We start from the raw sequence: 800 nt of genomic DNA, 5'->3' as shown, positions 1-800 counted from the left end.
GTACCGCCTCCACGGCCGCACGACGGAAAAGCGACCTCGCGAACGATCATCGCGGACCCGCCCTCACCCCCGCAGTGAATTGGGCAGCAGAGTCCCCATACAGTCCAAAGCGAGCTTCGGCGTCAAGCCGCTGACCTGTTCGAGGGCCTGCCGACAGAAGAGATACCGAAAGCGCTACCCCGCCAGCCAGTGGCGCCGGGAACGCTGCCGGATCTGCAGGAAAATCATGAGGATGCGTATCGGACAGCGCCGCCCTCTCTGCTCGTCGGCCTGCCGACGAGCCGCCTACCTCGAACGGCAACAGCGACGCACGGAAAAGCCTGAAGCACCTTCCGGACCACAGACCGACTCATCACCGGCCTGTCTGATCTGCGAAGTCCCCCTGCTACCGAGCGCTGCCAAGAGCGGCCGTCGCACGTGTTCTCAACGGTGCCGTCAGGCGGCATACCGCTGGCGGGCGACCCCACCGCGCCCAACTCGCCCATCGGCCCAGCCCCGGAACCCGACACCGACACCCCCGGGGACATGCGAAGTCTGCGGGCACCCGCTGCCTCCCGGGCGCGGACAGTCACGACGGCGCACGTGTTCAGCCCGATGCCGTCAGCGGGCCTACCGGTCATCCGGAGAGCAACGTGCGGCGACAACCCCAAGCCCCGTCCCGTTGCCGGGACCTGCGGCTCCACCCAAATCGGTCGGGGGGGGGGGGGGGGGGGGGTCCCCCCCCCCCCCCCCACCCCCCCCCCCCCCCCCCCCCCCCCCCCCCCCCCCCCCCCCCCCCCCCACAAAAAAACCGGCCCCAC

It is taken from the genome of Streptomyces sp. NPDC058240 (assembly GCF_042882135.1).
Lineage (GTDB): Bacteria > Actinomycetota > Actinomycetes > Streptomycetales > Streptomycetaceae > Streptomyces.
The sequence above is the reverse complement of the archived record's forward strand: the minus strand, read 5'-3'. Positions refer to the sequence as shown.